At 63.6% G+C, this 22552-nt stretch carries 23 protein-coding genes; 15 read left to right on the forward strand and 8 right to left on the reverse strand.

From position 1 onward, the window contains the following. Positions 1-19: 19 nt before the first annotated feature. Positions 20-967 carry a LysR family transcriptional regulator gene (locus HX881_RS26595; RefSeq protein ID WP_177087400.1) on the forward strand — a complete coding sequence of 316 codons (948 nt, stop codon included), beginning with the start codon at positions 20-22 and terminating at the stop codon, positions 965-967. On the opposite strand, the gene HX881_RS26600 is transcribed toward HX881_RS26595, so the two are convergent. Further along, positions 945-1589, reverse strand: a complete 645-nt coding sequence (locus HX881_RS26600; RefSeq protein ID WP_017129229.1) for a phosphatase domain-containing protein — start codon at positions 1587-1589, stop codon at positions 945-947. The genes HX881_RS26595 and HX881_RS26600 overlap by 23 nt on opposite strands. Before the next feature lie 173 nt (positions 1590-1762). On the opposite strand from HX881_RS26600, the gene HX881_RS26605 reads away from it, so the two are divergent. From HX881_RS26605 to HX881_RS26615, 3 genes are all read left to right on the forward strand, one after another. Further along, complete coding sequence (locus tag HX881_RS26605; protein ID WP_177087402.1) at positions 1763-2821, forward strand: PA0069 family radical SAM protein; 1059 nt, start codon at positions 1763-1765, stop codon at positions 2819-2821. A 263-nt stretch (positions 2822-3084) separates the two neighbouring features. Further along, positions 3085-3816: a carbonic anhydrase gene (locus HX881_RS26610; protein WP_017129227.1), complete on the forward strand. Its 732-nt coding sequence runs from the start codon at positions 3085-3087 to the stop codon at positions 3814-3816. Positions 3817-3911: 95 nt separating this feature from the next. Continuing rightward, on the forward strand, positions 3912-5450 hold the full coding sequence (locus tag HX881_RS26615; protein WP_177087404.1) for a SulP family inorganic anion transporter: 1539 nt from the start codon (positions 3912-3914) through the stop codon (positions 5448-5450). Positions 5451-5465: 15 nt separating this feature from the next. On the opposite strand, the gene HX881_RS26620 is transcribed toward HX881_RS26615, so the two are convergent. Beyond that, positions 5466-6116 carry a hypothetical protein gene (locus HX881_RS26620; RefSeq protein WP_017129225.1) on the reverse strand — a complete coding sequence of 217 codons (651 nt, stop codon included), beginning with the start codon at positions 6114-6116 and terminating at the stop codon, positions 5466-5468. A gap of 359 nt (positions 6117-6475) precedes the next feature. Between HX881_RS26620 and coxB the strand changes: the two genes are divergently transcribed. The 4 genes from coxB to HX881_RS26640 all read left to right on the forward strand — a co-directional run bounded on the left by coxB (position 6476) and on the right by HX881_RS26640 (position 10768). Next, a complete protein-coding gene (gene coxB, locus HX881_RS26625) occupies positions 6476-7603 on the forward strand; it encodes a cytochrome c oxidase subunit II (RefSeq protein WP_042936996.1) in 1128 nt (375 codons plus the stop codon). Between the two features lie 79 nt (positions 7604-7682). Beyond that, a complete protein-coding gene (gene ctaD, locus HX881_RS26630) occupies positions 7683-9272 on the forward strand; it encodes a cytochrome c oxidase subunit I (protein ID WP_017129223.1) in 1590 nt (529 codons plus the stop codon). 16 nt (positions 9273-9288) lie between these two features. Next, positions 9289-9837 (forward strand): cytochrome c oxidase assembly protein, encoded by a 549-nt coding sequence (locus HX881_RS26635; RefSeq protein ID WP_017129222.1) that lies wholly within the window; start codon positions 9289-9291, stop codon positions 9835-9837. Positions 9838-9871: 34 nt separating this feature from the next. Further along, the gene (locus tag HX881_RS26640; RefSeq protein ID WP_017129221.1) at positions 9872-10768 is read left to right on the forward strand and encodes a cytochrome c oxidase subunit 3; all 897 of its coding nucleotides are present in this window, start codon (positions 9872-9874) and stop codon (positions 10766-10768) included. 11 nt (positions 10769-10779) lie between these two features. On the opposite strand, the gene HX881_RS26645 is transcribed toward HX881_RS26640, so the two are convergent. Further along, positions 10780-10983 (reverse strand): twin transmembrane helix small protein, encoded by a 204-nt coding sequence (locus HX881_RS26645; protein WP_017129220.1) that lies wholly within the window; start codon positions 10981-10983, stop codon positions 10780-10782. Positions 10984-11054: 71 nt separating this feature from the next. Here HX881_RS26645 and HX881_RS26650 point away from each other — a divergent pair, with 71 nt between their 5' ends. From HX881_RS26650 to HX881_RS26670, 5 genes are read left to right on the forward strand one after another with little or no spacing between them, the layout of a single operon-like run. Continuing rightward, complete coding sequence (locus tag HX881_RS26650) at positions 11055-11801, forward strand: SURF1 family cytochrome oxidase biogenesis protein (RefSeq protein WP_177087406.1); 747 nt, start codon at positions 11055-11057, stop codon at positions 11799-11801. After that, positions 11767-12360, forward strand: a complete 594-nt coding sequence (locus HX881_RS26655) for a hypothetical protein (RefSeq protein ID WP_042936994.1) — start codon at positions 11767-11769, stop codon at positions 12358-12360. The genes HX881_RS26650 and HX881_RS26655 overlap by 35 nt, the downstream gene beginning before the upstream one ends. 10 nt (positions 12361-12370) lie before the next feature. Continuing rightward, on the forward strand, positions 12371-13450 hold the full coding sequence (locus tag HX881_RS26660) for a COX15/CtaA family protein (RefSeq protein WP_177087408.1): 1080 nt from the start codon (positions 12371-12373) through the stop codon (positions 13448-13450). Beyond that, the gene (cyoE, locus tag HX881_RS26665) at positions 13438-14337 is read left to right on the forward strand and encodes a heme o synthase (RefSeq protein WP_177062051.1); all 900 of its coding nucleotides are present in this window, start codon (positions 13438-13440) and stop codon (positions 14335-14337) included. The genes HX881_RS26660 and cyoE overlap by 13 nt, the downstream gene beginning before the upstream one ends. Continuing rightward, entirely contained in the window at positions 14334-14969 is a 636-nt protein-coding gene (locus HX881_RS26670) for an SCO family protein (RefSeq protein WP_017129215.1), read from the forward strand. Before cyoE ends, HX881_RS26670 begins: the two co-directional genes overlap by 4 nt. A 207-nt stretch (positions 14970-15176) precedes the next feature. Here the strand turns inward: HX881_RS26670 and HX881_RS26675 are convergent, their stop codons facing one another. After that, positions 15177-15602, reverse strand: a complete 426-nt coding sequence (locus HX881_RS26675) for a VOC family protein (RefSeq protein ID WP_017129214.1) — start codon at positions 15600-15602, stop codon at positions 15177-15179. A 108-nt stretch (positions 15603-15710) separates the two neighbouring features. Between HX881_RS26675 and HX881_RS26680 the strand changes: the two genes are divergently transcribed. Continuing rightward, positions 15711-16598 (forward strand): LysR family transcriptional regulator, encoded by an 888-nt coding sequence (locus HX881_RS26680; RefSeq protein WP_177087410.1) that lies wholly within the window; start codon positions 15711-15713, stop codon positions 16596-16598. A 112-nt stretch (positions 16599-16710) separates the two neighbouring features. Here HX881_RS26680 and HX881_RS26685 read toward each other — a convergent pair whose 3' ends face one another. The 3 genes from HX881_RS26685 to HX881_RS26695 form a co-directional block, all read right to left on the reverse strand. Further along, positions 16711-17484 (reverse strand): MetQ/NlpA family ABC transporter substrate-binding protein, encoded by a 774-nt coding sequence (locus tag HX881_RS26685; protein ID WP_177087412.1) that lies wholly within the window; start codon positions 17482-17484, stop codon positions 16711-16713. 83 nt (positions 17485-17567) lie between these two features. Further along, positions 17568-18242, reverse strand: a complete 675-nt coding sequence (locus tag HX881_RS26690; protein WP_017129211.1) for a methionine ABC transporter permease — start codon at positions 18240-18242, stop codon at positions 17568-17570. Beyond that, positions 18242-19249, reverse strand: coding sequence for a methionine ABC transporter ATP-binding protein (locus HX881_RS26695; protein ID WP_017129210.1), 1008 nt, complete (start codon positions 19247-19249; stop codon positions 18242-18244). Before HX881_RS26695 ends, HX881_RS26690 begins: the two co-directional genes overlap by 1 nt. 238 nt (positions 19250-19487) lie before the next feature. Between HX881_RS26695 and katE the strand changes: the two genes are divergently transcribed. Continuing rightward, positions 19488-21641: a catalase HPII gene (gene katE / locus HX881_RS26700; protein ID WP_177087413.1), complete on the forward strand. Its 2154-nt coding sequence runs from the start codon at positions 19488-19490 to the stop codon at positions 21639-21641. 186 nt (positions 21642-21827) lie between these two features. Here the strand turns inward: katE and HX881_RS26705 are convergent, their stop codons facing one another. After that, entirely contained in the window at positions 21828-22544 is a 717-nt protein-coding gene (locus tag HX881_RS26705; protein WP_177087415.1) for a PA5502 family lipoprotein, read from the reverse strand. Positions 22545-22552 lie beyond the last annotated feature (8 nt).

The raw sequence follows: 22552 nt of genomic DNA on the forward strand, positions 1-22552 counted from the left end.
GCTGCCCGAGGAGGAAAGCATGCTCGATCGAATCACCGGAATGCAGATCTTTACCCGTGTCGCCTCCTCCGGGAGCCTGTCGGCGGCGGCCAGGTCCCTGGCAATTTCCCAGACGCTGGCCACCAAGCACATCGCCGCCCTCGAACAGCAACTCGATATCAAGCTGTTTTTGCGCAGCACCCGCGGCTTGAAACTGACTGCCGCCGGCGAGCGTTATCTGGCGGGCGTGACGCGGGTGTTGCGGGATATCGAAGCGCTGGAAGAGGACGCCGCTGCCGATGACGCGGCCGTACGCGGCTTGCTGAGATTGAATGCCCCGGCGTCGTTCGGGCATCGGATCCTGGCGCCGTTGCTGGCCGGGTTCTCCCAGCGTTACCCCGGGCTGAACATCGACCTGAGCCTCGACGACAAGCGCGTCGACCTCGTCGAGGAGGGGTGGGATCTGGTCATCCGGATCGGCAAGCTGAAAAGCAATACCCTGCGCGCGCGTCGCCTGGCTCCTTGCGAGCTGGTGGTCTGCGCGGCGCCCAGCTACCTGGAGCGCCGCGGGGTGCCCGCGACGATCGAGGAACTCATCAACCATAACTGCATCGGCTATACGCTTTCGGAACACCTGGGTCCGCGCCGGTGGACGTTCGGGGCACAGGGCGAACGCTCGGTGCCGATCCGTGCGACCTTGTCCATCAACAACGGTGACGCGATCGTTGCCGCTGCGCTCGAAGGCTACGGCATCATCTACAAGCCCTTGTTCATGGTGCACCAGCATTTGCAGGACGGCCGCCTGGTGGCCCTGCAACTGAATCATCCGCCCCTCGGGCTGCATGATGTGTTTGCGGTGTTCCAGGGGGCGCGCAAGCCGCCGGAGAAGGTGCGGGTGCTGATCGACTTCCTGCTGGAGCAGCTTCAGGCACCCCTGCCCTGGATCAGCGGCAGGCCTGCCCTGGTCAGTGGGCGTTGGCCGACTTGAACCAGTTCTGCACGTTGCAGGTGGCAAATGGGCTGGTGCTGCAATCGCCGTTGGCCAGGGCCGTGCGCAGTTTCTCGATATCGGCCTTCATCATGTAGCGGATGCCGTCCTTGAAGTGCGAGCTGTCGCCGAACCCGCCCTGGGTCATCTCGCTCAGCGCGTCTTCCTTGCTCCAGCCCTCGACGACCACGCGGTACATGGCGGCCATCAGGCCGGTGCGGTCGGAGCCGTGCTTGCAGTGCATGAGCACCGGGCCGTTGGCCTGCGCGTCCTTGATCGCCCGCAACGCAGCCAGCACGTCGGCATCGTCGACGTGGTTGGTCCGGTACGGCAGTTGCACCTGCTTGATGCCCGGCGCGAACAGCCAGCTGGAGTCCGACTCCGGCAGGAAGTTGATCACCGTGCCGATCTTCAACCGCTCCAGCAGCGGCAAGGCGTCCTTGTCCGGCAGGGCGCTGCGGTAGAGCGTCGGGCTCATTTCGTTGAGGTTGTACTTGTCGCCGACGGGCTGGGCCCATTGCGCCGGACGTTCGGCGGGCGCGCTGTCGGCCTGGGCCAGGGGCAGCAGGAGCAGGGTGGTCAGGGCCAGGCCAAGGGTGGAGAGGGTACGGAGCAGCGACATGGGAAAGTGACCGAGAGAGGGACAATGGGCACAGCATGTCCTGGCGTCGGTCAAGAGCCTGTGAGGCGGGCGTCAAAGATTTGTGATCGGGACGGGGGCGCCTGCCCGACGGTGCTAGGCAGAATCGCCCGACTCCATTACTGTATATAGATACAGTAATGGAGCATTCTCCAATGTCCACCCCTCTCCCGCCCCGTGGCCGTGGCACGGCGACCAACCCGCACAACCGCTTCGCGCCGAACCGCTCGGTGGCCGAGGACGACGGCTGGTACCAGGAAGTCCCGCTGACCCAGGGCACCGAGGTGCGCATCGAGACAGCGAAGACCATCATCACCCGCAACACCTCCCCCGACCTGCCCTTCGACCGTTCCATCAATCCCTACCGCGGCTGCGAGCATGGCTGCATCTACTGCTATGCGCGGCCCAGCCATGCCTACTGGGACATGTCGCCGGGCCTGGATTTCGAGACGCGGCTGATCGCCAAGAGCAATGCGCCGCAGGTGCTGGAACAGCAGTTGTCGAAGCCGGGTTATCGCTGCGCGCCGATCAACCTGGGCTCCAACACCGACCCCTACCAGCCGATCGAGCGCGAGCACCGGTTGACCCGGAGTACCCTCGAAGTCCTGCTGCGCTACCGGCACCCGGTGACGATCGTGACCAAGGGCTCGCTGATCCTGCGGGACCTCGACCTGCTGGTGGAACTGTCCCGGCAGCGGCTGGTGGCGGTGATGATCAGCCTCACGACCCTGGACGACGAGCTCAAGCGCATCCTCGAACCCCGGGCGGCGGCCCCCAAGGCGCGTTTGCGCGCTATCCGGGTGATGCGCGAGGCGGGAATCCCGGTCGGGGTGCTGTGCTCGCCGATGATTCCGATGATCAACGACAGCGAGATCGAAAGCCTGCTCACCGAGGCCCACGCCGCCGGTGCCCAGAGCGCGGCCTACATGATGCTGCGCCTGCCCCTGGAGGTGGCGCCGCTGTTCGAGGAATGGCTGGCGGCCCATTACCCGCAGCGTGCGGCCCACGTCCTGAGCCTGATTCGCCAGAGCCGTGGCGGGGAATTGTATGACAGCCGTTTCGGTGCGCGGATGCGTGGTGAAGGTCCGTTCGCCGACCTGCTGGCCCAGCGCTTCGCCAAGGCCCTCAAGCGCCTCGGGTTGAACCGCCGGGAAGGATTCAACCTCGATTGCAGTCTTTTCTGCCCGCCGGGAGCGCAGATGTCACTGCTCTGACGTAAGCTGCTGGAGCAGGAGTAGCGTGGCTTTCCGATTGTCTTTATCGGTTGTAGGGGAAATCCTTCGAGCGATGTGGAACACCCGTCCTAGAGCCTCTGATTCAGTTTGAGTTAAGTTTTTGAGGGTATGGTGATTTCGCCTGTTTCCTACAAATGACAGGCAGTGTTCAAGGAATCGGGCGTGCTGACCCGAAGAACGCTGGCTCTGAGCAAGCCAAATCAGGAAAATCCCCTTCAATCCGTCAGAAAAGAGGATGAATCATGAGTGACAAGGATAAACAGCCATTGGCTGCGTCGGCTTCAGCGCTCCCCGAGACCGAAAGCGCCGATGCAGCACTGCAGCATATCGTCGATGGCTTTCTGCATTTTCATCATGAAGTCTTTCCGCAGCAGCAAGAACTCTTCAAGAAGCTCGCCACGGCGCAGCAACCGCGGGCCATGTTCATTACCTGTGCCGACTCGCGCATCGTTCCCGAACTGATCACCCAGAGCTCCCCCGGCGACCTGTTCGTCACCCGCAATGTCGGCAACGTGGTGCCGCCCTACGGGCAGATGAACGGTGGCGTCTCGACCGCTATCGAATACGCCGTGCTGGCCCTTGGCGTGCAGCACATCATCGTCTGCGGGCATTCGGACTGCGGGGCGATGCGCGCGGTGCTGACCCCCGAAAGCCTGGAAAAGATGCCGACGGTCAAAGCCTGGTTGCGTCACGCCGAAGTGGCGAAGACCATGGTCCAGGAAAACTGCGATTGCGCCAATGAAGGCGAAAGCATGCAGGTGCTGACCGAGGAAAACGTGATCGCCCAGTTGCAGCATTTGCGCACCCATCCGTCGGTGGCCTCGCGCATGGCCAACGGGCACCTGTTCATCCACGGCTGGATCTACAACATCGAAACCAGCGAAATCAAAGCCTATGACGCGGATCGGGGCTGTTTCCTGCCTCTGGACGGCACTCGTCCAATCCCGAGCGCGACGCCCAAGGCCCGCTTCTGAAGCCTGAAGCTTTTCTCAATCGATAGGGTTCTGCCACGACTGCCATAGAGCGGTCTGGCTTTGCCATGCCTGAAGAAATCCTCAGGAGATTCATCATGCGTGCAGCACAACTGAAAGCTGTTTTACCCCGGGAGCTGCTGGCTTCCGTGGTCGTATTCCTGGTGGCCCTGCCGTTATGCATGGGCATCGCCATTGCTTCCGGCATGCCGCCGGCCAAGGGCTTGATCACCGGGATTGTCGGTGGCCTGGTGGTCGGCTGGCTGGCGGGTTCGCCGTTGCAGGTCAGCGGTCCGGCCGCCGGGCTGGCGGTGCTGGTGTTCGAACTGGTGCGCCAGCACGGTATCGCCATGCTGGGACCGATCCTGCTGCTGGCGGGCTTGTTGCAACTGATCGCCGGGCGCCTGCGCCTGGGCTGCTGGTTCCGGGTCACCGCCCCGGCGGTGGTGTACGGCATGCTCGCCGGGATCGGCGTGCTGATCGTGCTCTCGCAGATCCATGTGATGTTCGACGGCGCTCCCCTGCCCTCGGGCCTGGACAATCTGCTGGGCTTTCCCGAAGCCCTGGGCAAGGCCTTGCCGATGGTCGGCGGCGGCCTTGGCTGGCAGGCCGGTCTGCTGGGCTTGCTGACGATCCTGGTGATGTGGCTGTGGGAGAAGTTCAAGCCCCATGCCCTGCGCTTCGTGCCGGGCGCCCTGCTCGGCGTGGGCCTGGCGACACTGGTGAGCCTGTTGCTGGCCTTGCCGGTCAAGCGGGTGGAGGTGCCGGATAACCTGGCGCAGGCCATCGACTGGTTGCGCCCGGCGGACCTGCTCAACCTGGCGGATCCGGCGCTGTTGATAGCGGCCTTTGCCGTGGCCTTTATCGCCAGTGCCGAAACCCTGCTGTCGGCGGCGGCGGTAGACCGCATGCACGACGGCCAGCGCTCCGATTTCGACCGTGAACTGTCGGCCCAGGGGATTGGCAACATGCTCTGCGGCCTGCTCGGCGCGTTGCCCATGACCGGCGTGATCGTGCGCAGTTCGGCCAACGTCCAGGCCGGCGCGCGGACTCGCCTGTCGACGATATTCCACGGCCTCTGGCTGCTGGCCTTCGTGCTGTTGCTGTCCAGCGTGCTGCAAAGCATTCCGGTGGCGAGCCTGGCGGGCGTGCTGGTCTACACCGGGCTGAAACTGGTGGACCTCAAGGTCTATCGGGGCTTGTCGCGCTACGGGCGGATGCCGATGCTGACCTACGCGGTCACGGCGCTGGCGATCATTTTCACCGACCTGTTGACCGGTGTGCTGATTGGCTTCGGCCTGACCCTGGCGAAACTGGCATGGAAGGCCTCGCGACTGAAAGTCAGCCTGGTGGATTTGCCGGGCGAGGGGGAAAAGGAGCTGCGACTGACGGGGGCGGCGACCTTCCTCAAGGTCCCGGCGCTGACCCAGGTGCTGGCGACGGTGCCGCCAGGCAGCACGGTGCATGTGCCGCTGAACAACCTGACGTATATCGACCATTCCTGCCTGGAGCTGCTTGAGGAATGGGGACGTGCCAACGCAGCCAAGGGTTCGCGGCTGGTGATCGAATCCCGAGGGTTGAAACGGCGTCTGGAGGGTCGCCTGCGCACTACGACCGGTATCGGGTCGACGGCTTAGTGCGCAGCGGCAAGGTCAGGCGGCTGGCTGTTCCAGTTCCAGCTCTACGCCCAGTTGGCGGGACAGGCACGGCCAGCGCTTCCACGCGGCCTCGGTGTCCGGGTCGTTGAGGCGGTCGCGGTAGGCTTCCACCGATTCAAGGGCAAAGCTTTCTTCGTCGAGCATTTCATCGACGGCATGGTGCACCGCTTCATCCAGTTGGTTGGCGAAGTCCTCGCCGATCAGCTGGTGGGCGATCAGGTTGGCCACGGTGGTGTTCAACGGGATCAGCGACTGGCCGAAATGCACGATGTACAGATCGTTGACCTCTTCCACCAGGCGATGTGCCAGGTACGCCTCGTCCAGCAGGCTGTCGAGACCGACATGGCCATCGAGGATCGTCGGCGGTTGCAGGAAAAACTGCTCGGCGATTTTCAGCACCGGCTTGATCTGCGACTCGATACCCGCTTCACGGGCAACTTCATTGGCGGCATCCAGCAGGTCCGGGACCAGATCGATATAAGCGGTGACAAACCGGGTCATGACTCCCTGGGCATCGACTTCCGGTAGTTGAATGGCGGGATGAAGGTGCGGCAACTGTACTTCCAGTTGGCGCGTCAATTGACCGGTAGCGGCCTCGTGTTGATGTGCACGTTGTATCTGCTCGCGCAATGCGGCGGTGTTCATGAAGGCTCCAGGATGGAAAACAAAGGGAAAAGGGAGAACATAAGGTAGCTGGGTTATAAAAGTTGCTAAGACGTATTTGTCATAATTATTTCATGGTTATATGTCTGCGTTATATCGGTTTGCCATCATTTCTCGCTATCCCACGCCGTCCGTGGCCTCTGGCCCAATCACCGGTTCATTTTCCTTATCGCGTTGCGTGGTCCCGGTCGCTGTCTATACTCGGTTTTGTATGGAGTTAGCTGATGACGCCCGGCTGCATGTTCCGGCAAGACCGAATGGTCCGCTTGCGTAGTCCGACCATTCCCCTTTGCCCCAGGTGAAAGCCGGCGGGATAACAAGAACGATAAGGGGAACCCGCAATGATGCGACATCCACGGGTCTGGATGGGCCTCCTGTTGTGGTCGTTATTCAGCCAGGCACAAGCCGCCTGGACCACGAATATGACCCAAGGGGCAACCGAGGTAAGCCACGCGGTCTTCGATCTGCACATGACCATCTTCTGGATCTGTGTGGTCATTGGCGTCATCGTCTTTGGTGCCATGTTCTGGTCGATGATCCTTCACCGCCGTTCCACCGGGCAGGTCGCCGCCAAATTTCACGAAAGCACCACGGTGGAAATCCTCTGGACCATCGTGCCTTTCCTGATCCTGGTGGCCATGGCGATCCCGGCAACCGCCACGCTGATCAAGATGTACGACGCCAGTGAATCGGATGTGGACATCCAGATCACCGGATATCAGTGGAAGTGGCACTACAAGTACCTGGGCCAGGATGTCGAGTTCTTCAGCAACCTCGCCACGCCCGCCGAACAGATCCACAACCAGGCCGCCAAGGGCGAGCACTACCTGCTCGAAGTCGACCAGCCGCTGGTGCTGCCGGCGGGCGTCAAGGTGCGTTTCCTGGTGACCGCCGCCGACGTGATCCACTCCTGGTGGGTGCCGGCCTTCGCGGTCAAGCGCGATGCGATCCCCGGTTTCGTCAACGAGGCCTGGACCAAGGTCGACAAGCCGGGCATCTACCGTGGGCAGTGCGCCGAGCTGTGCGGCAAGGATCACGGCTTCATGCCGATCGTGGTCGAGGTGAAGTCCAAGGCCGACTACGACACCTGGCTCGGCGAGCGCAAGGCCGAAGCGGCCAAGCTCAAGGAGCTGACCACCAAGGAATGGACCCTCGACGAGCTGGTGGCCCGTGGCGACAAGGTCTACCACACCACCTGCGTGGCCTGTCACCAGGCCGAAGGCCAGGGCCTGCCGCCGATGTTCCCGGCCCTCAAGGGCTCGAAAATCGCCACCGGACCGAAAGAGGGTCACCTGAGCCTCGTCTATCACGGCAAGCCGGGCACCGCCATGGCGGCCTTCGGCAAACAGCTCTCCGAAGTCGATATCGCCGCGGTTGTCACCTACGAGCGTAATGCCTGGGGCAACAACAAGGGCGACATGGTCACGCCGAAAGACGTGCTGGCCCTGAAACAGGCGGAAAGCAAATGACCAGGTCAATGACGTGTGCCCTGAACTGGCCTGGGTCATGCCCCGGCCGCCCGGTTCAACCGTTTGCAGGAGACAGGACATGAGTGCTGTGATCGATGACCATGGCCATGCCGGCGACCACGCCCACGGCCCCGCCAAGGGTTTGATGCGCTGGGTGCTGACCACCAACCACAAGGATATCGGCACGCTGTACCTGTGGTTCAGCTTCGCCATGTTCCTGCTGGGCGGATCGTTCGCCATGGTGATCCGTGCCGAGCTGTTCCAGCCCGGATTGCAGATCGTGCAGCCGGCGTTCTTCAACCAGATGACCACCATGCATGGCCTGGTGATGGTCTTCGGCGCGGTGATGCCGGCCTTCGTCGGCCTCGCCAACTGGATGATCCCGCTGATGATCGGGGCGCCGGACATGGCCCTGCCACGGATGAACAACTTCAGTTTCTGGTTGTTGCCCGCGGCCTTCCTGTTGCTGGTGTCGACCCTGTTCACCGCCGGCGGCGGACCTAACTTCGGCTGGACGTTCTATGCCCCGCTGTCGACAACCTACGCGCCGGAAAGCGTGACCTACTTCATCTTTGCCATCCACCTGATGGGCATCAGTTCGATCATGGGCGCGATCAACGTGGTCTCGACCATCCTCAACCTGCGTGCCCCGGGCATGACGCTGATGAAGATGCCGCTGTTCGTCTGGACCTGGCTGATCACCGCCTTCCTGCTGATCGCGGTAATGCCGGTACTGGCCGGTTGCGTGACCATGATGCTGATGGACATCCACTTCGGCACCAGCTTCTTCAGTGCCGCCGGCGGTGGTGACCCGGTGCTGTTCCAGCACGTGTTCTGGTTCTTCGGTCATCCCGAGGTGTACATCATGATCCTGCCGGCCTTCGGTGCCGTCAGCTCGATCATCCCGACCTTCTCGCGCAAGCCGCTGTTCGGCTACACGTCGATGGTCTACGCCACGGCGAGCATCGCGTTCCTGTCGTTCATCGTCTGGGCGCACCACATGTTCGTGGTCGGCATCCCGCTGGTGGGCGAGCTGTTCTTCATGTACGCCACGCTGCTGATCGCGGTGCCGACCGGGGTCAAGGTGTTCAACTGGGTCAGTACCATGTGGCAAGGCTCGCTGACCTTCGAGACGCCGATGCTGTTCGCCGTGGCGTTCGTCATCCTGTTTTCCATCGGCGGTTTCTCCGGCCTGATGCTGGCGATCGCCCCGGCGGACTTCCAGTACCAGGACACCTACTTCGTGGTGGCGCACTTCCACTACGTGCTGGTGCCGGGGGCGATCTTCGGGATCTTCGCCTCGACCTACTACTGGCTGCCGAAATGGACCGGCCACATGTACGACGAAACCCTCGGCAAGCTGCACTTCTGGCTGTCGTTCGTCGGCATGAACCTGACCTTCTTCCCGATGCACTTCGTGGGACTGGCGGGCATGCCGCGGCGGATCCCGGACTACAACCTGCAGTTCGCCGATTTCAACATGGTTTCGTCGATCGGCGGCTTCATGTTCGGCACCACCCAGCTGCTGTTCCTGTTCATCGTGATCAAGTGCATCCGTGGCGGTCCGGTGGCTCCGGCCAAGCCATGGGACGGGGCCGAAGGGCTGGAGTGGAATATCCCGTCGCCGGCGCCGTACCACACCTTCACCACGCCACCGGAAGTGAAATGACACGGAGGGCTGTCCGATGAGCGACTCGATCGCACTCAAGCGCCTGGTCACGCGCCTGCTGCTGGTGGTGGTGGCGATGTTTGCCTTCGGCTTCGCCCTGGTGCCGATCTACGACGTGATGTGCAAGGCCTTCGGCATCAACGGCAAGACCGCCGGCCAGTACGAGGGCGAACAGGTGGTGGATGCATCGCGCAGGGTCGGGGTGCAGTTCCTCTCGACCAATGCCGTGGACATGGTCTGGGAGTTCTATCCCAAGGCCGACCAGATCAGCGTCAATCCCGGCGCGGTCAACGAAATGATCTTCATCGCCTACAACCCCACCGACCATGTGATGAAGGCCCAGGCGATCCCGAGCATTTCACCCGGCAATGCGGCGATGTACTTCCACAAGACCGAGTGCTTCTGCTTTACCCAGCAGACGCTGCAACCCGGGCAGCGGATCGAGATGCCGGTACGTTTCATCGTTGATCGTGACATGCCCAAGGACGTGAAGCACCTGACGCTGGCCTACACGCTGTTCGATATCACTGCCCGCAACCCACCCGTGGCCCACTCGGGCGGGTAGGCCATCCAGCGTGCCCGATAAGGAGAACAATAAAATGGCAACTCCAACCCACGAGCATTACTACGTTCCCGCCCAGAGCAAATGGCCGATCATTGCCACGCTGGGCATGCTGACCACTGTCTATGGCCTGGGCACCTGGTTCAACGACCTGAAGGCGGCGCGCCCGGAATCCCATGGCCCGCTGATCTTCTTTGTCGGCGGACTGCTGCTGGCCTACATGCTGTTCGGCTGGTTCGGCACGGTGATCAAGGAAAGCCGCGCCGGTCTCTACAGCGCCCAGATGGACCGTTCGTTCCGCTGGGGCATGAGCTGGTTCATCTTTTCCGAGGTGATGTTCTTCATCGCGTTCTTCGGCGCGCTGTTTTACGTGCGGCACATGTCGGTGCCATGGCTGGCCGGCGAAGGCGGTGCCAAGGGCCTGGCGCATATGCTCTGGCCGGACTTCCAGAACGTCTGGCCGCTGCTGCAGAACCCGGACTCGAAACTCTTCCCGCCGCCCAAGGCCACCATCAGCCCGTGGGGCCTGCCACTGCTCAATACCATCCTGCTGGTCAGTTCCAGCGTGACGGTCACCATCGCCCACCATGCCTTGAAGAAAGGCCATCGCGGGGCGCTGAAGATCTGGCTGGCGCTGACGGTGCTGCTGGGGCTGGCGTTCCTCGGCTTCCAGGCCGAGGAATACCTCCACGCCTACCACGAACTGGGCCTGACCCTGGGCTCGGGCATCTATGGCGCGACGTTCTTCATGCTCACCGGGTTCCACGGCGCCCACGTGACCATCGGCACGCTGATCCTGTTCGTGATGCTGGTACGGGTCATGCGCGGGCACTTCAACGCCGAGCATCAGTTCGGCTTCGAGGCGGCGAGCTGGTACTGGCACTTCGTCGATGTGGTCTGGATCGGCCTGTTCGTTTTCGTCTACGTGCTGTAGACGCGGCGCCGTTACCAGGGGGCGTTGGATACCAGCTGGCCGCTGTAGAAGCCCCAGGTGATCAACGCCAGGGTGGCGACGGCGAGACCGACCCGCACCGTCAGCGCGGTAAGCAGGCGGTGAGACGGTCCTTCGTCCTTGACCAGAAAAAACAGGCCGCTGAACAGGCTCACAACCGTGGCTATCAGCATCAGGACTATCGCCGCTTTGAGCATGGTGAGACTCCGGGGGAGATGCGCGTGTACTTGAGTATAGCGAGTCCGAATGCTGCCAATGGGGTGCCGTCGTGAGGCGCTTTCGCCCCGGCATGGCACCGACCCTGGTGGTGCTGGTGTTGCTGCCGCTGCTGGTGCTGCTGGGTTTCTGGCAGTTGGGACGGGGCGAGCAGAAGCGCGTGCTGCTGGAAAGTTATGCCCAGCGCCGCACGGCCGAGCCGTTGAGTGGCGAGCAGTTGAAGGGCAGTGCCGACCCGGCCTTTCGCCGCGTGCAACTGCGCGGCCAGTTCGATGCCGGGCACAGCTACCTGCTGGATAACCGGGTGCGTAATGGCCAGGTCGGCGTCGAGCTGATCCAGCCGTTTCACGACCAGGCCAGCGGGCTCTGGTTGCTGGTCAACCGCGGCTGGCTGCCCTGGCCGGAACGGCGCACGCCGCCGGTCTTCGGCACGCCCGAACAGGCGCTGAATATCGACGCCTGGGTCTATGTCGCCCCGGGCGCCACCTTCCAGCTCCATGCCGACCCGCTGAACGCACCCTGGCCGCGCGTGGTGACGACGATCGAGCCCGGCAAGCTGTGGACGGAACTGGGTCGTGAAGGCTTCGCCTACGAGCTGCGCCAGGAGCCCGGCCCCGGTGCCTATGAAACCGGCTGGCCGGTGGTGGCCGAAGGCATGGGCCCGGAGAAACACCTCGCCTATGCCGTGCAGTGGTTCGCCATGGCCCTGGCGCTGTTCGGCCTTTACCTCTACCTCGGATGGCATAACGCAAGGGAGAAACACCATGGGAGCGGCCATGAATCGACTCAACACAGCTGAAGCCCGGCAGCCGGGGGGACGCGCCCGTGGGCGCTGGCAGTTGATCCTGATCGTGCTGATGGTCATCGGCCCGATGATCCTTGCCACCGGCATGTACAAGCTGCAGTTCTGGGTGCCGGAGAGCCGCAGTTATCACGGCGAGCTGATCGGCAATGGCCAGGGCCGTGCCGACCTCGGCGTGCAGGCCGACGAGCAACGCTGGCAGATGCTGGTGACGGCGCCCCAGGAGTGCTCGGTGGATTGCCAGCAACTGGTCTACCTGGCGCGGCAGATCCAGATCGGCCTGGGTCGTGACGCTTCCCGCGCCAGCCACGCCCTGGCGACCGCGCAGCCGCTGGACAGCGACTATGCCGCCAAGCTGCAACGCGAATACCCGCAACTGCAACGCTACCCGCTCGACCTTCCCGCCTACACCCGGGAAGCCCGTGGCAATGGCGCGCCGCAGCTGTGGATCATCGATCCCCACGGCAACCTGGTGCTGCGCTACGACGCCCGGGTCAAGGGCAAGGACTTGCTCAACGACCTGCGCCAGCTGCTGAAACTGTCGAATATCGGATAAGGGCATCGTCATGGCCAAACCTGGATTTCGCCTCGCCTTGTTCGCCACCCTGCTGGCACTGATCGTCGTGCTGCTCGGCGCCTATACCCGCCTGACCCATGCCGGCCTCGGCTGTCCGGACTGGCCGGGCTGCTACGGCTTTATCAGCGTGCCCAAGAGCGAGGCCCAGCTGGCCCATGCCGAGCTGCACTTCCCCGATACGCCGGTCGAGGCCCACAAGGGCTGGAACGAGATGATCCACCGCTATTTCGCCGGGACCCTCGGGCTGCTGATCGTCGTGCTGGCGGCCCGTTCCTGGATGGAGCGGCGGCGCGAGGGGCAGCCGCTGAAGTTGCCGCTGTTTCTCCTGGCGGTGGTGTTCGCCCAGGCCGCGTTCGGCATGTGGACGGTCACCCTCAAGCTCTGGCCGCAGGTGGTGACCGGGCATCTGCTGGGCGGCTTTGCCACCTTGAGCCTGTTGTTCCTGCTGACCTTGCGCCTGTCCGGCGTGCTGCCGGCACTGGCCGTGCCGCGACGGCTGCAACGCTGGGCGACGGCCGGACTGTTGCTGGTGATCCTGCAGATCGCCCTGGGTGGCTGGGTCAGTTCCAACTATGCCGCCGTGGCCTGCATCGACCTGCCGACCTGTCACGGCCAATGGTGGCCGCAAGCGGACTTCGCCAACGGTTTCCACCTGACCCAGCATATCGGTCCGAACTATCTCGGCGGCCAGCTGGACAGCGATGCCCGCACGGCGATCCACCTGACCCACCGTATCGGCGCCCTGCTGGTGACGCTGGTGCTGCTGGGGCTGGCCTGGCAGTTGCGGCTGGTCGGCATGACCCGGCTGGCCGGGCTGCTGCTGATCGCCCTGGCGGCACAGATCTGCCTGGGCCTGAGCAACGTCTACTTCCATTTGCCACTGCCGGTGGCCGTGGCCCACAACGCCGGCGGCGCCGCCCTGCTGCTGACCCTGGTGCTGATCAACTACCACGCACGGACCGCCCTGGTCCGGGTCCGGCAACAGGCTCCCGTGCGCTGGCGGCTCAGCCCGCGCAAACCCGCCCACGGTCCGATAACAATAAAAGGAGAAATGCCATGGCGACTGTAGTCAGTGAGCGTCACCGCCAGGCGATCTGGCGCGACTATCTGGAGCTGACCAAGCCCAAGGTGGTGGTGTTGATGCTGATCACCTCGCTGGTGGGCATGTTTCTCGCGACCCGTGCCGGCGTACCCTGGACAGTGCTGGTGTTCGGCAACCTGGGCATCGGCCTGTGCGCGGGCGGCGCGGCGGTGGTCAATCATGTGGTGGACCGGCGCATCGACGCGGTCATGGCGCGGACCCACAAACGGCCGCTTGCCGAAGGACGGGTATCGCCACTGGCGGCGCTGACCTTCGCCCTGCTCCTGGCAGTGCTCGGGCAGGCCGTGCTGCTGGCGTTCACCAACCCGCTGACGGCCTGGCTGACCCTCGCCTCGCTGCTCGGCTACGCGGTGATCTACACCGGTTTCCTCAAGCGCGCCACGCCGCAGAACATCGTGATCGGCGGCCTGGCCGGGGCGGCACCGCCGTTGCTGGGCTGGGTCGCGGCGACGGGGCATGTGAGTGCCGAGCCGCTGTTGCTGGTGCTGATCATCTTCGCCTGGACGCCACCGCACTTCTGGGCCCTGGCGATCCACCGCAAGGAGGAATATGCCAAGGCCGATATCCCGATGCTGCCGGTGACCCATGGCGAGCAGTACACCAAGGTGCATATCCTGCTGTACACCTTTGCCCTGCTGGCGGTCAGCCTGCTGCCGTTCGTGATCCACATGAGCGGCGTGCTCTACCTGCTCTGCGCGCTGGGCCTCGGCGCGCGCTTCCTGCAATGGGCTTGGGTGCTGTACCGTGGCATCCAGCCGCATGCGGCGATCAACACCTTCAAGTACTCTATCTACTACTTGTTCCTGCTGTTTATCGCGCTGCTTGTCGATCACTACCTATTGTTGAATCTATGACTCGAACCCAGAAAACCGTCTTTATTCTCGTCGCGCTGGTGGCCCTGGTCCTGGGGCTGACGGTCAACAAGGTCCTGAGTGGCAAGGGCCAGGGCGATCCCACGGCGATGATCGACGCGGGGATTATCCTGCTGCCGCAAAGCCGCTCCCTGCCGGATGTGAAGATGACCGACCAGGACGGCCAGCCGGTGCAGGTCAACCAGTTGAAGGACAAGTGGACGATGCTGTTCTTCGGCTACACCTTCTGCCCGGACATCTGCCCGACCACCCTCGCCCAGTTGCGCCAGATCAAGAGCGAATTGCCTAAGGACATCGTCGGCAAGCTGCAGATCGTCCTGGTCAGCGTCGACCCCAATCGGGACAACCCCAAGCAGCTCAAGCAGTACCTGGGCTACTTCGACCCCGAGTTCAAGGGGCTGACGGCGTCCTCCATCGAGGACCTGCAAAAGCTGGCGAACGCGGTGAGCATTCCGTTTATCCCGGCCGATACCAGCAAGCCGAACTACACCGTCGATCACAGCGGCAACCTGGCGATCGTCGGGCCCGATGGCAGCCAGCGCGGCTTTATCCGCGCACCGTTGAACAACCAGAAACTGGTGGCGCAGTTACCGGAGCTGCTCAAGCGCCAATAGATGGGGTGGCAGGGCCGGCCCTTTCGCGGGCAAGCCCGCTCCCACAATAGTTAGCGCGGAGTGCCGCCCGGCTCCCTCCCACAATATTTGTGCGCAGGGCTGCCGGGTCCGCTCCCATGATGTTCAAGTTTTCCTGGATATTGAGGGGCCCTGAGGAACCTGTGGGAGCGGGCTTGCCCGCGAAAAGGCCCTGGAGGCCTCTGCCGATCACTTGGCAAACATCTGCCCGATATCCCTGAAGGCCTTGAACTCCAGCGCATTGCCGCACGGGTCGAACAGGAACATGGTGGCCTGCTCACCCACCTGCCCCTTGAAACGCACGTAGGGTTCGATCGCGAATCGCGTCTCCCTGGCCTTCAGACGCTCGGCCAGGGCCTCCCACGTCTCCCACTCCAGCACCACGCCGAAATGCGGCACCGGCACATCGTGGCCGTCCACCGGGTTGCTCAGTGCCTGTTCCTGGGCGGCGTTCCTGGCCTGGTGGTGGATCACCAACTGATGGCCGAAGAAATCGAAGTCCACCCAATGGTCGCTGCTGCGTCCTTCCGGGCAGCCGAACACGTCGCCGTAGAAATGTCGGGCCGCGGCCAGGTCATGGACGGGGATTGCCAGATGAAAGGGAGAGAGCGCCATGGCGGATACCGGAAAAGGAAATGAGCTTTCAGTCTAGAGACGATTATTTTGTTGAAAAGCGCATATTCTTGCCGTCGAGCCCAAATAATTTTGCTAGGTAAGTGTTCCATGCTGCGTGAACTCAAGACCTTTATCCGCGTGTCCCGGGAAGGCACCTTCGTCGCGGCCGGCCAGCAGCTCGGCTTGACCCAGTCGGCGGTCAGCGCGCAGATGCGCGTGCTCGAGCAGCACCTGGGCGTACGCCTGTTCGACCGCAGTGGCCGCGCGGCGGTGCTGAATGCCGCCGGACGCCATGCGCTGCCGCTGGCCGAGCAGATCCTCGCGTTGTATGGCGCGATGGCCTTGCCCACTGCCGCGGCGGAATGGCAGGGCGAGCTGCGCATCGGTGCCATCGCCACGGTCCAGACCGGCCTGCTGCCCCAGGCCCTGCCGAGGTTTCGGCAGGCGGCGCCACGGGTCGACCTGAAGCTGGTGCCGGGGGTGTCGCTGAATCTGTTGAGCCAGGTCGATGCCGGCGAGCTGGACCTGGCGCTGCTGATCAAGCCGCCCTTCGAGCTGCCCAAGGAGTTGCTGGCGATCCCGCTGGCCCGCGAGGCCTTTGTGCTGATCGCGCCGTTGCAACTGGCGGGCGACGATCCGTTGCAACTGCTCGCCGAGCAGCCGTTCGTACGCTATGACCGGGGTTCGTTCGGCGGTCGCCTGGTCAGCCAGTTTCTGCGCGAACAACGGATCCAGGTGCGCGATGTGCTGGAGCTGGACGAGATCGAGGCGATTGCGCGGATGGTGGAGTGCGGACTGGGGGTGTCGTTGGTGCCTAGGGCCGGGCTGTGGTTGCAGCGGGCGGATCAGTTGCGGGTGATCGAGTTGGGTGAGCTGACCTTCGAACGTCAGCTGATCGCGGTGTTGCGCCGCGCCCAGCGCCAGCCGGCACTGGATTGCCTGCTGGAGTGCCTGAGTGAAGCTGATCGTTCCCGCGCGGAGCGTCTGCTGTTGTGACGCAGAGCGTCGCGGGCGGCGTTCCCACGCGGAGCGTGGGAACGATCGTGGCGTCCTGAAGGGCCTCATCGCCCCCCAGGGTATTTTGTCCGGCCGGGTATCAGCCTGTGGCTTAGAACGCTGGAACGATCGAGCCCTTGTACTTCTCGAGGATGAAGGCTTTCACTTCAGGGCTGTGCAGCGCCGTGACCAGCTTCTTCATGGCGTCCGAATCCTTGTCGTCCTCGCGGCCCACCAGGATGTTCACGTATGGCGAGTCGGCACCTTCGATGTACAGCGCGTCCTTGGACGGATCGAGCTTGGCTTCCAGGGCGTAGTTGGTGTTGATCAGCGCCAGGTCGACCTGGGTCAGCACGCGCGGCAGGGTCGCGGCTTCCAGCTCGCGGATCTTCAGGTCCTTGCTGTTTTCGCTGATGTCTTTCGGCGTCGACAGGATGTTGGTCGGATCCTTCAGCTTGATCAGGCCGGCCTTCTGCAGCAGCAACAGCGCACGGCCACCGTTGGTGGCGTCGTTCGGAATCACCACGGTGGCGCCGCCCGGCAGGTCTTCGAGTTTCTTGTACTTGCTGGAGTAGGCGCCCAGCGGCTCCACGTGCACCGCAGCGATGCTGATCAGGTGGGTGCCCTTGGCCTTGTTGAATTCATCGAGGTACGGCTGGTGCTGGAAGAAGTTGGCGTCCAGGCGTTTCTCGGCCACTTGCACGTTCGGCTGCACGTAGTCGGTGAAGACCTTGACCTTCAGGTCCACGCCTTCCTTGGCCAGCGTCGGCTTGATGAACTCGAGGATTTCCGCGTGGGGCACCGGCGTGGCGGCAACGCTCAGGGTCTCGGCGGCATGGGCGGAGAACGCCGCGACGGCGGCAAAGGCAGCAAGCAGTTTTTTCATCTTACGACTCCATGTGAGCAGGCACCTGCCGACGTGACGCCGGCTGATTCCAGGTTGCTAAAGCGTGTTTTTATTGACGATGGTCATTTACGGGAGAAGCGTGCCACCAGCTTGTCGCCGATGGTCTGCAGTACCTGGACCAGTACCACCAGCATGACCACGGTCACCAGCATGACATCGTTCTGGAAGCGCTGATAACCATAGCGGATCGCCAGGTCGCCGAGGCCGCCGGCGCCGACCACACCGGCCATGGCGGTGTAGCCCACGAGGGTGATGGTGGTCACGGTAATGGCCGCCAGGATGCCCGGGCGGGCTTCCGGCAACAAGGCATTGAAGACGATCTGGCGGGTGGTCGCGCCCATGGCCTGGGTCGCTTCGATAATGCCGCGATCGACTTCCCGCAGCGCGGTTTCCACCAGGCGCGCGAAGAACGGTGCGGCACCGATCACCAGCGGCGGAATGGCACCGGCCACGCCCAGCGACGTGCCGGTGAGGAATACGGTGGTGGGGATCAGCACGATCAGCAGGATGATGAACGGCAGCGAACGCACCACGTTCACCACGAAGGCCAGGGCCCCATAGGTCGCCTTGTGTTCCAGCAGCTGGCGCGGGCTGCACAGGAACAGCAGCACGCCCAGCGGCAGGCCGAGCAGCACGGTGAACAGCAGCGAGCCGCCCAGCATCAGCATCGTGTCGCCGGTGGCTTCCCAGATGTCCGCCCAGTCGATATTGGCGAAAAAGCTCAGAAACAGGTCCATCAGCGCAGTACCTCCATATGGACGTCCGCCGCGGTGAAGCGGGCGAACGCTGCGTCCATGTCGCCGCCGGTGACGGCGAGCGTCAGTTGCCCATAAGGGGTGTCCTTGATGCGGTCGATGCGCCCGGCGAGGATGCTGTAGTCGACGCCGGTTTCACGGGCGACGGTGCCCAGCAGGGGCGCGTAGGTGGCGTCGCCCTGGAAGGTCAGGCGCACGATGCGGCCCGGCACATGGGCGAAGTCGTCTCGCTGCTCGCTTTCGTCGATCTGTTCGTCTTCCTGCACGAAGCGTCGGGTGGTCGGGTGCTTGGGGTGCAGGAACACCTGCGCCACCGGCCCCTGCTCGACGATCACCCCGGCGTCCATCACGCCGACCACGTCGCAGACCCGACGGATCACATCCATCTCATGGGTGATCAGCACGATGGTCAGTTTCAGTTCGCGGTTGATCTCGGCCAGCAGTTGCAGGACCGACGCGGTGGTCTGCGGGTCGAGGGCACTGGTGGCCTCGTCGCACAGCAGGATCTTCGGCTTGGTCGCCAGGGCGCGGGCAATGCCGACGCGCTGCTTCTGGCCGCCGGACAACTGGGCCGGGTACTTCTTCGCGTGGTCGGACAGGCCGACGCGCTGCAGCAGCTCGGCGACGCGCTGGTCGATTTCCCGACGGGACAGTTCACCGGCCAGGGTCAGCGGCAGCGCGACGTTGTCGGCGACGGTCTTGGAGGCCAGCAGATTGAAGTGCTGGAAGATCATCCCGACCTGCTGGCGGAAGCGCCGCAGGCCGCCGGCGTCGAGGGCGGTGACTTCCTCACCGTCCACCGTGATCGTACCGCCGCTGGGAGCTTCCAGGCGGTTGATCAGGCGCAGCAGGGTACTTTTGCCCGCGCCGGAATGACCGATCAGGCCGAACACCTGGCCATCCTCGACACGCAGGCTCGTCGGATGCAGGGCGGGAATATCCTTACCGGCGACCCGGTAGGTTTTATGGACGTTATGAAACTCGATCACGTAGCGAACCTTGTGGGGCGCAATGGAAATGGGTCAGCGGTTAGCCGGGCGCGCATTTTAGCCTGTCCGTATAGAGGCGATTAGCATTTATTTCGCATTCAACCTGTCATTTGGCAATAACGCGATCAATGGTCAGAAAAAAGGAACGGCGCAAATCGGCGGCAGTCACTCCTAAGGCAACTCGAATCTCGCCCATTGTCCGGTATGGCCGGGCGACTGCAAACGAGGAGTCTGTCTGATGAGTACCAAGAAAACCCCTGCTACCCAGCGCGCGGCCACCAAGAGCCAGCTGGCGGGAACCGCTACCCTGGATCGCGGCAACAGCAATGACAAGCTCGAAAGCCTCGAGCCCTTCCGCTCGGATGCCACCGGGCAGGCCTTGCGCACCAACCAGGGGGTCAAGGTCGCCGATAACCAGAACACCCTGAAGGCCGGCGCGCGGGGGCCTTCCCTGCTGGAAGACTTCATCATGCGTGAAAAGATCACGCATTTCGACCATGAGCGGATTCCCGAGCGCATCGTTCACGCCCGGGGTACGGCGGCCCATGGTTATTTCCAGAGCTACGGCAACCATGGGGCGCTGACCAAGGCCGGCTTCCTCCAGGACCCGACGCTCAAGACGCCGGTCTTCGTGCGTTTCTCCACGGTCCAGGGCCCGCGCGGCTCAGGCGATACGGTGCGCGACGTGCGCGGTTTCGCGGTGAAGTTCTTCACCGAAGAGGGCAACTTCGACCTGGTCGGCAACAACATGCCGGTGTTCTTCATCCAGGATGCGATCAAGTTCCCCGACTTCGTCCATGCCGTCAAACCCGAACCCCACAACGAAATACCCACGGGGGGCTCGGCCCACGACACCTTCTGGGACTTCGTCTCGCTGGTGCCGGAGTCGGCGCACATGGTGATCTGGGCCATGTCCGACCGGGCGATCCCGAAAAGCCTGCGGGCCATGCAGGGTTTTGGCGTGCATACCTTCCGCCTGATCAATGCCGAGGGCCGCTCGAGTTTCGTCAAGTTCCACTGGCGCCCCACGGTCGGCACCTGTTCGCTGGTGTGGGACGAAGCACAGAAGCTGGCGGGCAAGGACACCGATTTCCATCGCCGCGACCTCTGGGAGTCGATTGAAAGCGGCGACTACCCCGAGTGGGAGTTCGGCGTGCAGATCATTGCCGAGGAGGACGAGCACGCGTTCGACTTCGATATCCTCGACCCGACCAAGCTGGTCCCCGAGGAACTGGTGCCGATCACACCACTGGGCAAGATGGTGCTCAACCGCAACCCGGACAATTTCTTCGCCGAGACCGAGCAGGTGGCGTTCTGTCCGGGGCATATCGTGCCGGGGATCGACTTTTCCAACGACCCGCTGCTGCAGGGCCGGCTGTTTTCCTATACCGATACGCAGATCAGCCGATTGGGCGGCCCGAACTTCCACGAGATCCCCATCAACCGGCCCGTGGCGCCCTTCCACAGCAGCCAGCGCGATGCCCAGCACCGCACGGTGATCGACAGGGGGCGGGCCGCCTACGAGCCCAACTCGATCGACGGCGGCTGGCCGAAGGAAACCCCGCCTGCTGCCCGTGACGGCGGCTTCGAGAGTTATCCGGAGCGGATCGACGCGGCCAAGATCCGCCAGCGCAGCGAGTCCTTCGGCGATCACTTCTCCCAGGCGCGGCTGTTCTTCAACAGCATGAGCCGCCATGAGAAGGAACACATCATTGCCGCCTACAGCTTTGAGCTGGGCAAGGTCGAGCGGGAAGCCATCCGCGCCCGCCAGGTCAACGAGATCCTGGCCAATATCGACCTGGAACTGGCCGGGCGTGTCGCTGCCAACCTCGGCCTGCCTGCGCCGAAAAGCGGCACCGTGACGCCGCGCAAGACCGACCTGGCGCGGTCGCCGGCGTTGAGCCAGGCGAACCTGCTGCCGGGGAATATCAAGACGCGCAAGGTGGCGATCCTGGCGGCCAACGGTGTCGATGGTGCGGCGATCGCGGCGCTGAAGAAGCTGCTGGCGGCAGAGGGCGCCCATGCCCGGCTGCTCGGGCCGACGTCGGCGCCGGTGACCACGGCCGATGGCAAGAGCCTGGCGGTGGATGGTTCGATGGAAGGCTTGCCGTCAGTCGCCTTCGACGGGGTCTACGTGCCCGGTGGCGCGGCGTCGGTCAAGGCCCTCGCCGGCAACGGCGTGGCCCTGCACTACGTGCTGGAGGCCTACAAGCACCTGAAGGCGATTGTCCTGCACGGGGAGGCGAAGCAGTTGCTGGAGGTCCTGCATCTGCAGGCGGACTCGGGGTTGATCGTCGGCAGCGATGCCAAGACGCTCAAGGCGTTCGTCGCGGCGCTGGCCCAGCACCGGGTCTGGGAGCGCGAGGAACGGGCCAAGGCCGTGCCGGCTTGAGAGCGGGGTTGTGGGAGCCGGCTTGCCGGCGATGGCGGCCGATCAGGCGATGCAAAGCTTCAGGGCCTCATCGCTGGCAAGCCAGCTCCCACAGGGCGTTGTGGCGAACACCGGTTTGGCGGACGACACAAACCTCCTGTAGGAGCCGGCTTGCTGGCGATGGCGTCCGGATGGGCGGTGCAGGGCTCAGGGCTTGCGCGGGCTCAAGACCACCTGGGCCTGCACCTGCCGGTCGATCTGCTTGTCCATCTGCAAGGCGAAGCCAGGGTCGAGCTTCTTCACCCGTTTCTCCAGCAGGGTCGCCAGCCACGGGTAATCCAGGGTGCGCGGGACCTGGAAGGTGACCGCGCACTGGTAATTGACCACGTCCGCCGCCAGCGCATCCATCTGTTTGCGCAGTTGCGCGATGTCCTGGATATTCAGGGCGATGGTGCTGTTTTCGGCGCTGGGATCGATCAGCCGGGCAGCCGGCCTGGCTTCGGCGGCCTTGAGGGCGGCTTCGGCTTTCTCCAGCTCGGCCTTGCGCGCCTGGGCAATGGCGCCGTTGACCCCGCCGGTCAGGGCCGGGGCCTTAGGCATCAGGGCCCGGGCGCGGCTCAGGGCGGTGGCGGCAGCATTGACGTCACCCTTCTGCAGCACGATCTGGCTGCGTTGCAGATAGGCTTCGGCCAGTTGCCGCTGGTAGGGCACCAACTGCGGGTCGTCCGCAGACTGCGCCTGCAAGGCGGCCAGTTGATCTTCGGCGGTGGCCAGCTCGTTGCTGTTGATGTTCTGCTCCAGCGCAGCAATCGCCGTGGCCCGGGCATCGGGCACTGCGGTAGCGGCCGGCGGGGTGCTTTGGCACGCACCCAACAGCAGGGAAAATGCGACAAGGAGCAGATAACGGGAGGCGGACAGCTTCATTCCTGCGA

This window comes from Pseudomonas gingeri (genome assembly GCF_013386115.1).
Lineage (GTDB): Bacteria > Pseudomonadota > Gammaproteobacteria > Pseudomonadales > Pseudomonadaceae > Aquipseudomonas > Aquipseudomonas gingeri.